We start from the raw sequence: 10,061 nt of genomic DNA on the forward strand, positions 1-10,061 counted from the left end.
AGACAATGTTTGATGCATTTTGTTGTGAAAATGAAATCATACCTACAGGGTTGGAAGACGATTTATCGACTTCGTTCCATCATCAACGCCCGGTCGGAAACGGACAAAACATAACGAAACCGAAACTTCGTCCCCACACCGGTTCACATTGCCCCACAATGCTGCCTTTGCCAAACCGGATCGCGCATGTCATTTTCCTTTTCCGCCTTTTTTCTTGCCGTTTTCCGCCTTGCCGGAATGGAGCATCTGTCATGAGTACGCAAGCAGTCATTACCTGGGACGACGCGGGAGAAGAGCGCTCCGTCCGCTGGCAGTCCGAACGCGGCGCGGCGGCACCGAAGCGCGTCGTCATTGCAGACGATACACTGAATGCCGATTCGGCGTTTCGCCTCGCGAGTGAGGGCACCGGACTGCTGTGGCGCGGCGATTATCAGAATGCACGCCAACTCTTGCAGGCACTGGCGCGTCGCATCGACCGCAAGCCGCGCAAGGCCGCGGCTTCTGCCATCGACGCTTTCAACCAGCATCGCCAGTTGCAATCGCAACGTGCGCGTACGCTGGGCATGCTGCTGATCGAGATTGAGGACGATTATGTGATTCCGTTGCGTCGCGCGCCGGATATCAAGCTCGCGTGCAATGAAGCCTACGGCGCCAGCAATGGGGCATTCGTCGTTTCCCTGCGTGAAATTCTCGGGTTGATCGGTGCACACGAATGGCGCAAGACCGGTGTCGAGATTCCGGCACTCGGCGCGCGCATTCACCCGTATTACGGCGTGTTTTCCCCGGTTCGCGGCGAATATCTGGATCTGATTGCAGAAGCGCCGCTGCCTGCGACTTCGCTTGCTTTCGATATCGGTACCGGCACAGGAGTGATCGCGGCATTGCTGGCCAAACGCGGCATCAAGGAAGTGATCGCCACCGATCAGGACGCACGCGCGCTGTCGTGCGCACGGGAGAACATCAAGCGGCTCGATCTGACCGATCGGGTCGAGATCGTCGACGTCGATCTTTTCCCGGAAGGCAAGGCGCCGCTGATCGTCTGCAATCCACCGTGGATTCCGGCGCGCCCGAGTTCCGCCATCGAATATGCAATCTACGATCCTGACAGCCGCATGCTGCGCGGTTTTCTGGGCGGGCTTGCCGGGCATCTGACCGCGAAGGGTGAGGGCTGGTTGATCCTGTCGGATCTGGCCGAACATCTGGGACTGCGTTCGCGCGAAGAGCTGCAGCAGATGATCGACGATGCCGGATTAAAGGTAATTGCCCGCATGGACACCAAACCTGTGCATCCGCGCGCCGCAGACGAAAACGATCCGTTGCATGACGCGCGGTCCAGGGAAGTTACCTCGCTGTGGCGTCTGACGGCGCGCTAGACCAACGACTTATCGCAACCTGTTTTTTATCAAGGGAAAATCAACATGGCCAACAAACCAGCCCGTTTTCTGACCTTCAAATGTGCGAAGTGCAACAAGCCGGTACAAGTGCAATTGCAAAAGGTTTCCGCCTGCTCGCACATCCAGCCGTACCAGGGAATCTGCAACTGCGGCGAACTCAAGCGTCATGCCACCGGTGACAAGGGGGCCGTCGAAACATTTGTGGCGACGGGCGAAATCCATCATCACCACCATCATCACTGACGCGCAGCCGACAGCCGCGGTTGTCAGATTTCGATGAACCGCATCCTGAAGTTGCGGCCCTTGATGTTGCCGTTGTTCAGGCGGGCGTACGCCTTTTGTGCGACCGATCGTTCCAGCGCGACATAGGTCATGAATTCGAACACGTTGATCTTGCCGACCTGTTCCTTGGTCAACCCGGCCTCGCCGGTCAGTGCGCCCAGCAAATCGCCGGGACGCAGCTTGTCCTTTTTGCCGCCCATGATGCATAGCGTCACCATGGGTGCGGCCAGCATGCCACCATCCGCCGGCTCCAGTTCTGCCAGATCAAACCATTGCGCAGGACGCTGCTGATAGTCCTCGATCAGTTTGACCCATTTTTTTTCGTTCGGCGCACACAGGCTGAGCGCCAGTCCCTTGTCCTGATTGTTGCGGCCGGTGCGGCCGATACGATGGATGTGGACTTCGGTATCTTTCGACACGTCGACGTTGATGACGGCATTCAATGACTGGATATCCAGCCCGCGTGCCGCGACGTCGGTCGCCACCAATACCGAGCAGCTCCGATTGGCAAACAGCACCAGGATTTCATCGCGCTCGCGCTGCTCCAGTTCGCCGTAGAGCGCCAGCGCGCTGAATCCCTGTGCGCGCAATTCCTCCGCCAGTTCCCGGCAATGTATCTTGGTATTGCAGAATGCCAGCGTCGATGTCGGACGGAAATGATTCAGCATGCGTGCAACCGCCGCATTGCGATCGTCGTAACCCACTTCGTAAAAACGCTGCTCGATCTGCGCATCGTCATGTTGCGATTCCACCTTGATCTCCACCGGATCGCGCAGAAATTCGGCACTGATCTTGCGGATGTCGTCCGGGTAAGTAGCCGAGAACAGCAAGGTCTGGCGGCGAACGTTGCATGCACTGGCGATGCCGGCGATGTCTTCGTAAAAGCCCATATCGACCATGCGATCCGCTTCGTCCAGCACCAGTGTCTGGACCTTGGACAGATCGATCGTGGCGCGCCCGATGTGATCCCGGATACGACCCGGCGTGCCGACGATAATGTGCGCGCCGTGTTCCAGTGAGGCAATCTGCGGTCGCATCGGTGTTCCGCCGCAGAGCGTCAGTACCTTCACGTTCTCGGTAAAGCGCGCAAGACGGCGTAGTTCGTTCGATACCTGATCCGCCAGTTCGCGCGTCGGACAGACAACCAGTGCCTGAACCGCAAACCATGTCGGGTTCAGCTTTTGCAGGAGGCCGATACCGAACGCTGCCGTCTTGCCACTGCCGGTCTTTGCCTGTGCGATCAGGTCACGCAACTGCAGAATCGCCGGCAGGCTTTGCGCCTGGATTGGCGTCATCTCGTGATAGCCGAGCGTGGACAGATTTTTCTGGATGTCAGGCGACAGGGCGAGCGTAGAGAAGGACAGGGGAGACATGGTGGTGCGCCAATTACGATGGAAAGGCTGGCAGTCTAACAGGCAAGGCGGTGGGGCGACGCATGTGTCTTGCACATGTCCTGATAAGGATAGTCGTCTTGCAACTTCAACAAGGACATTCCTTGTTTTTGATATTGATGGATGTTTCGTCTCGAGCGGATGTCAATATAACGCAGGCCGGGAATGGCTATTTTTATGAAATATGAACAATATAGTTGCATAGCGAATTAAAATGTCCTAGGATGAATGCATGTTCGAACACTGCCTTTACTTCAATACGACCGCGCTGGCCCGCACGCTGGAGCGCGAATGGACCAAAGCCTTCAAGCCTTTCGGCCTGACGCCTTCGCAAGCGTTCATGTTGCGTGTGGTCCTGGCAAAGCCCGGACTGCTGCAGAGCGAATTGGCGGCGGAACTGTCGATTTCGCGATCCACGGCGACGCGGACGCTGGACGGGTTGCAACAGTTGAAATTGCTTGAGCGCAGAGCGACAGATCGCGATGGACGGGAGTCGGCGATCGAACCGACGGAGTTGGCCGAATCGATGAAAGATGGAATCAATGCGGCAAGTGCCGAAGTTACACGACGCTTGAAGAAGGAGTTGAGTGTGGCGAAGTTTGACGAAACCGTGGCAAACGTTCGTGCTGTTCGTGTCGGGCTGGAGTAATTTTATTTTTCATATAGTTGCATAGCTAACTAAAGGAGTATTGAAATGCCCATTCTTAATGTCAAGGTAAGTGCAGTAAAAACGCCGCAACTGGTACAGGAAATCTCCGGGTTGCTGCTGGATCTGACCACACGCATTCTGAAGAAGAAACGCGAAGTCACGGCAATCGCCATCGACTTCGTCGATCCTGACAGTTGGGTTGTTGGAGGAAAGCTGCTAAGCGAACAGCAAAAGAGCAGCTTCTATTTCGATATCAAGGTCACCGATGAAACCAACACCAAGGATGAAAAGGCGGCCTATATCAAGGAGGCTTTTGCCGGGTTCGAGCGCATTCTCGGCAACTTGCACGAGGAAAGCTACATCCACATCGAGGATGTGAGGGCGGCCTCATACGGCTACGGTGGCCGTACACAGGAGTACCGGTATCACCACTGACGCCGACAAGGAGTAGCGAAAGTCTAGATACGGACAGCCGGAACGTCGTCCATCAACTTGTCCATCGTGATCGGCAGCGTCCGTATCCGCTTGCCGGTTGCGTGATAGACGGCGTTGGCGACGGCGGCGGCCAGGCCGGTAATGCCGATCTCGCCGATGCCGCGCACGCCGAATTCATTCAATTTGTAATCCGGATAATCGAGCAGGATGACATCGATTTGCGGTTGATCGGCATGGACCGGGACCACGTACTCCGCATAGTTGTTATTGACCGGCATCGCATTGCGTTCGTCGTATTCGGTGGCCTCGAACAACGCCATGCCGATGCCCATCACGACGGCGCCTTCGACCTGATTGCCGGCCATCTTGTGATTGACAACCTTGCCGACATCGATGGCGCTGACAACACGCGAGACGCGCAGGCGCGAAATACCGGGATCCCAGCGCACTTCGACAAAATGGACGCCGAACGAGCGGAATGAAACCTTGCCGGCAGCATCGGGTTTGGTGTTGCCCTGGCCTTCGGCGCTGGCGACTTTCTGTGCCTGCAGTATTTGCGAAAACGACAGGGCACGGGAACCATGTTTCAGCGTGCCGTTTTCAACTGTCAGCTCATCCGGCTTGATGCCGTGAAAGCTGCCGCCTTCCGCTGTCGCAAACGTTTTCAATTGATCGAGCGCCTTGCGGCTGGCTTGCGCGATGGCCGGCATCACGCTGGCCGTTGCCCATGAGCCGCCGGAGACCGGTCCGCTCGGGAACGAGGAATCGCCGAGCTTGACGATGATTTTTTCGAGAGGCAGGCCGGTCACGCTGCTGACTGTCTGTGCGGCGACGGTGTAGGTACCGGTGCCGATATCCTGCACGGCGCAGGTGACATATGCGGTGCCGTCGGCGCGCAACGACACACGCGCTTCAGCCGGCGTGCGCATCGCATCCCAGCTGCAGGCGGCAACGCCATAGCCGATGATTTCGGTTCCTTCTCGCATTGCACCGATGCGCGGATCGCGCTTGCTCCAGCCAAAGGCCTTGGCTCCCTGATCGTAAGCGTCGCGCAGATGGTTGCTGGACCACGGCAGTTTTTCGCTTTCATCGATTTCCGCAAAATTGAGTTTGCGGAATTCCAGCGGATCAATGCCGTTGGCGATGGCCATTTCATCAATCGCCGATTCCAGTGCGAATAATCCCGGTGCCGCACCAGGCGCACGCATCGATGTCGGCGTGCCGTGATTGACCTGTGCGGTCTTGTGCGTCACGCGCATGTTCGGACAGCTGTAACCGCCTTGCGTCATGCCGCCGCAGTTCTCGGTGTAGGTATCGGTGAACGAGGTCGTGTTGATCGAATCGTGACTGAGCGCAACCAGCTTGCCGCGATCGTCGGTGGCCAGACGCAGATGCTGACGGGTTTCCGGACGGTGACCGGTGGTGGTGAACATCTGTCCGCGCGGCACCACCAGTTGCACCGGCCGTCCGGTAATGCGCGATGCGGCACTGGCCGCGATTGAATGCGGCCATGCCCATAGTTTGCTGCCAAAGCCGGAACCGATGAAGGGCGCCTCGACTGTCACGCGATCCGGCGACAGGCCGAAGATACGCGCCAGCGTATTGCGATGGATGACGACACCTTGTGTCGCTTCATAGACATGCAGTTCGCCGTTATTCCAGCGGGCGGTGGTGGCGTGCATTTCCATCGGATTGTGTGTTTCCACCGGCGTCACATAGACGGCGTCGATCTTGCGTGGTGCGCTGGAAAAAGCAGCGTCGGCATTTCCGCTGGTGAATGTTTTCGACGCATCCTTCGGTTCCATTGCCTTGACGCTCTGCGCAAGACTGGCAACGGTTTTGTCCTTCACATAGTCGACCTTGACGCGATAGGCCGCCTCACGTGCATGTTCAAAGGTGTCGGCAACAACCAGCGCGACGAACTGGCCGGCGTAATAGACACGGTCGTCCTCGAAAGGCAGGCGGCTTTCATCGACCTTGCTGCCATTCGCAACGTCTTGCGGCGAAAAGTCGTTTTTCGGACTGTGGAACAGTTTTGAAAAATGCTGGTGGTGATAGATGCCGATCACACCGGGGACTTTTTCTGCTTCGGCCGTATCGATGCGGCGCACACGACCGCTGGCGATGGTGCTGAACACGCCATAGGCGTGCGCGATGTTTGCCGGATGATGATCGGCTGCGTACATGGCAGCACCGGTCACCTTCAGGCGCCCGTCCACCCGTCGCACGGCGGCGCCGATGATGTTGTCACTCATTGCGTTCTCCTGTTGTCCGTATCGCGCATGACGTTTTATGCGAACAGCGTTTGCAGATTGCGCACGATTGCCTGCTGGCCGAGCGGAATCTTGTAGGCGTTGTGCTTGTAGGGAATCGCGCCTTGCATCGCGATCATTGCAACGCGCTGAAAATTTTCCAGCGTCGGTTGCTGGCCGATCAGTGCCGCTTCCGCATTGCTTGCGCGCCACGGTTTGGTGGCGACGCCACCCAGCGCGATGCGTGCGTCCTTGATCACGCCGCCTTCCGTTGCCACGATGATGGCGCTGGACGCCAGCGCAAACTGGTATGACGCGCGATCGCGCAATTTCAGATAGCCTGATTTGCTGCCGGCGATCGGCCGGTCGAGCACGATGTGGGTAATCAGTTCGTCGTTTTGCAGCGCGTGCTCCTGCCACGGCGTATTGCCGGGCAGCAGGTGGAAGTCGAGAAAGTTGATGTCGCGTTCACCACGCGGTCCCTGCACATGGATGGTGGCGCCAATCGCTGCCATCGCCACGCACATATCCGAGGGATGCGAGGCGATGCAATGATCGGTGGTTCCCAGCACCGCATGCACGCTGCGATTCTGGCCGCCGACCGCAGCGCAACCGGAATGCGGCTCCCGCTTGTTGCAGGGCGACACGCCATCGCGAAAATAGCCGCAACGCACACGCTGCATGACATTGCCGGCAGTCGTCGCCTTGTTGCGCAATTGCGTGGTGGCGCCAGACAGCAATGCCTGCGACAGGACCGGATAGTCGCTGATGATTTTTGCGTCGTTTGCCAGCGCGGTATTCGTCACCATCGCACCGATGCGCAGGCGGCCATCGGTCAGCGGTTCTATTTTGTTCAAGGGCAGGCGATTGACATCGACCACGCGCTGCGGACGCATGACATCGATCTTCATCAGATCGAGCAGCGTGGTGCCGCCGGCCAGATAGGACGAGGGCAGTTGTGCGTGGAAGTTGATCGCTTGAGCCGGATCGGCAGCACGTGTGTAGTCGAAGTTGCGCATCAGCCGGCCCCGCCGATCTTGCCGCGTGCCGACTGGATAGCGGCAAGGATGTTCTTGTACGCGCCGCAACGACAGATGTTGCCACTCATCGCTTCACGCACGCTGGCATCGTCGGTGCCGATGCTCTTGTCTTTCAGAATGGCTACAGCCGTCATCATCTGCCCCGACGTGCAATAACCGCACTGGAACGCATCGTGTTCCCAGAACGCTTGCTGGATCGGATGCAGTTCGCCATTGCGTTCCAGCCCTTCGATGGTCGTGATTTCGTCGCCGTCATGCATGACGGCCAGCGAAAGACAGGAATTCACCGGCTTGCCGTTGACATGCAGCGTGCATGCGCCGCACTGGCCGTGGTCGCATCCCTTTTTGGTGCCGGTCAGGTGCAGTTGGTCTCGCACGACGTCGAGCAGGACGGCATTTGCGGCGACTTGCAGCGTCTGCTGCCTGCCGTTGACGTTCATCCGAACAGTATGGCTGCCGGCGGCTTGCGCGGCACTATCTTCTGCCACAAGGGCCTCCGCGGCAGCCGTTTGGGACCAGGCATTGTTGCCGGCGACCGCCAGTCCGGAGGCACCCATCGATTTGAGAAAGCTGCGTCTCGCCGGTCGGACCGGATGCCGTTCCTGCTCTGTCGAGACGGGTTGAGGGGAGGAGGGGGAATGATTGTCTGCCATGAACGCCGCCTGCGAAAAGTCGAAACGAGATCGATCTGGGTTAGCGTCTGCATCGGCAACCTGCCATGTCGATGCGCATTGTGTTCGTGGCTGATTGATTGCGTGTGGTAGTCGAAAGTTCAATATGCGCGTCTTGAAAAGATTGCATCTGCCTGACCGGCAATCTTGCACCTGCGTATTACCTTGGCGTTAATCCGGTATTCTCTGCATTCCGCAAATAATGCGATCCGTTTATGTTCTGCACCGTTATCTCTCGATGAATCACAAGCTCACGCCATCCACCATCCTGTTTTTGACAATCGCGCCCTTGTTGTGGGCTGGCAATGCCATTGTCGGCCGGACAGTCAACGATCTGGTACCGCCGGTCATGCTAAACCTGTTGCGCTGGTCGATCGCACTACTGATTCTGCTGCCGCTGGCGAGCAGGATTTTTCGGCGCGGCAGTGCGTTATGGACCAACTGGCGCAGATTTTCATTGCTCGGTCTTCTCGGCATCGGTCTTTACAACACGCTGCAGTATCTGGCGTTGCATACGTCATCGCCGATCAATGTGACGCTGGTGGCTGCGAGCATGCCGGTCTGGATGATGCTGATCGGATCGGCGTTTTTCGGCGTATCGATTTCGCGCCGGCAAACGATCGGGGCGGTCTTGTCGATTGCCGGCGTACTGCTGGTGCTGAGCCGAGGGGAGTTGCGTTTCCTGCTGGCACTCCGATTGGTGCCAGGCGACGTGTTGATGATCATTGCAGCGATTATCTGGTCGTTCTACAGCTGGTTATTGACGCTGCCGAAGGACCCGCCGGAAATCCGCAACGACTGGGCCGCATTTCTGTTGGCGCAGGTCGCCTTTGGCGTCGCGTGGTCGGCAATGTTCACTGTTGGCGAGCAGATCGTCGGTCCGCAGGAAGTGTCATGGGGCTGGCCGCTGGCGGCGGCGCTGTTGTTCGTCGCGATTGGCCCGGCGATCATCGCATTGCGCTGCTGGGGACTCGGTGTGCAACGTGTCGGACCGACGATTGCAGGATTCTTCAGCAACCTGACGCCGCTGTTTGCGGCATTGATGTCGTCGGCATTTCTGGGAGAGATGCCGCACGCGTATCACGCTGTCGCCTTTCTCCTTATTGTCGGCGGCATTGTCATTTCGTCGCGGCATCGCTGAAGGTTGCATCGCGGATTCGCTTATTGGCGTTGCGTTTCCGTCCGTTCTTCAGGCTGAAATTCAGTTTCTTCATCGAAAGTCGAATTGGCAGTCATTCGTTTTGTGCTCTCCTGGCGATGGTCCTTGATTCTTCCCTTGGATTTTGCGACTTGCCTGTCCAGTTTTTCCATCAAGCCATCGATGGCGGCATACAGATCCTGCGCCTGATCTTCCGCATGCAATGTTTCTCCCTTGAGCCGCAGGTTGACTTCGGCGCGTTGGCGCATCTCCTTTTGCGGCAAGGTGTCCACGCTAAGGGTGACGTCGATTTCGATGATGCGATCGCAATGCCGGGTGATGCGTTCAAGCTTGGTGGTGATGTATTCCCGAATGCCCGGCGTCAGTTCCAGATGATGTCCGCTGATCAGTATGTTCATGCATTGTCTCCCGTTCTAAGTGATGAAAGTATGAACATGCGCGCCAAGAATCGTTCATCTCGTCTTGTTCTGAAAATTACGACCAATCCGAACGATTTTTCCTCATCAGTATTCTGACGGCGATTGATGGTGTTGTCCTACTGGACCTTTGTGGCTGTTGTGAAAAAATGCGGAGCAGACGGTCGGGCAGATCGTCCGTTGCATTGTTGTTTCCGGGTAGCACCATGAAGGCACGATAGAGAAGACACGATAATTCGCATAAAGGAGATCGTCATGGCAATAATGGATACACCTATGGTGGAGCGGCGTCAGATCGCTGATCGTCGCGCAGGTGCGGTCAGGCACGGCCTGACCGCGGTCGATTGGGTCGCAATGATATTGCTGATCGTC

Annotated in this window: 10 protein-coding genes; 5 read left to right on the plus strand and 5 right to left on the minus strand. The window is 57.4% G+C overall.

From position 1 onward, the window contains the following. Positions 1–251 precede the first annotated feature (251 nt). Positions 252–1,373, plus strand: coding sequence for a class I SAM-dependent methyltransferase (locus VN114_RS07395; protein ID WP_325513516.1), 1,122 nt, complete (start codon positions 252–254; stop codon positions 1,371–1,373). A 45-nt stretch (positions 1,374–1,418) separates the two neighbouring features. After that, positions 1,419–1,637, plus strand: coding sequence for a hypothetical protein (locus tag VN114_RS07400; protein WP_325513518.1), 219 nt, complete (start codon positions 1,419–1,421; stop codon positions 1,635–1,637). 23 nt (positions 1,638–1,660) lie between these two features. On the opposite strand, the gene dbpA is transcribed toward VN114_RS07400, so the two are convergent. After that, entirely contained in the window at positions 1,661–3,049 is a 1,389-nt protein-coding gene (gene dbpA / locus VN114_RS07405; RefSeq protein ID WP_325513520.1) for an ATP-dependent RNA helicase DbpA, read from the minus strand. A 250-nt stretch (positions 3,050–3,299) separates the two neighbouring features. Here dbpA and VN114_RS07410 point away from each other — a divergent pair, with 250 nt between their 5' ends. Both VN114_RS07410 and VN114_RS07415 read left to right on the plus strand, forming a co-directional pair. Further along, entirely contained in the window at positions 3,300–3,716 is a 417-nt protein-coding gene (locus VN114_RS07410) for a MarR family winged helix-turn-helix transcriptional regulator (RefSeq protein WP_325513522.1), read from the plus strand. Positions 3,717–3,761: 45 nt separating this feature from the next. Then, complete coding sequence (locus VN114_RS07415) at positions 3,762–4,151, plus strand: 4-oxalocrotonate tautomerase (RefSeq protein WP_325513524.1); 390 nt, start codon at positions 3,762–3,764, stop codon at positions 4,149–4,151. Positions 4,152–4,174: 23 nt separating this feature from the next. Here the strand turns inward: VN114_RS07415 and VN114_RS07420 are convergent, their stop codons facing one another. Genes VN114_RS07420 through VN114_RS07430 form a run of 3 tightly spaced genes read right to left on the minus strand, consistent with a single transcriptional unit; the run spans position 4,175 to position 8,096 of the window. Next, on the minus strand, positions 4,175–6,406 hold the full coding sequence (locus tag VN114_RS07420; protein ID WP_325513526.1) for a xanthine dehydrogenase family protein molybdopterin-binding subunit: 2,232 nt from the start codon (positions 6,404–6,406) through the stop codon (positions 4,175–4,177). Positions 6,407–6,441: 35 nt separating this feature from the next. Next, complete coding sequence (locus tag VN114_RS07425; RefSeq protein ID WP_325513528.1) at positions 6,442–7,422, minus strand: xanthine dehydrogenase family protein subunit M; 981 nt, start codon at positions 7,420–7,422, stop codon at positions 6,442–6,444. After that, positions 7,422–8,096, minus strand: a complete 675-nt coding sequence (locus VN114_RS07430) for a (2Fe-2S)-binding protein (RefSeq protein ID WP_325513530.1) — start codon at positions 8,094–8,096, stop codon at positions 7,422–7,424. The genes VN114_RS07425 and VN114_RS07430 overlap by 1 nt, the downstream gene beginning before the upstream one ends. Positions 8,097–8,352: 256 nt before the next feature. Between VN114_RS07430 and VN114_RS07435 the strand changes: the two genes are divergently transcribed. Then, on the plus strand, positions 8,353–9,255 hold the full coding sequence (locus tag VN114_RS07435) for a DMT family transporter (RefSeq protein WP_325513532.1): 903 nt from the start codon (positions 8,353–8,355) through the stop codon (positions 9,253–9,255). A 20-nt stretch (positions 9,256–9,275) separates the two neighbouring features. Here VN114_RS07435 and hpf read toward each other — a convergent pair whose 3' ends face one another. Next, a complete protein-coding gene (gene hpf, locus VN114_RS07440) occupies positions 9,276–9,671 on the minus strand; it encodes a ribosome hibernation-promoting factor, HPF/YfiA family (protein WP_325513534.1) in 396 nt (131 codons plus the stop codon). Between the last annotated feature and the right edge of the window lie 390 nt (positions 9,672–10,061).

The sequence above is a fragment of the Oxalicibacterium sp. genome, from assembly GCF_035565035.1.
Classification (GTDB): Bacteria; Pseudomonadota; Gammaproteobacteria; order Burkholderiales; family Burkholderiaceae_D; genus Oxalicibacterium.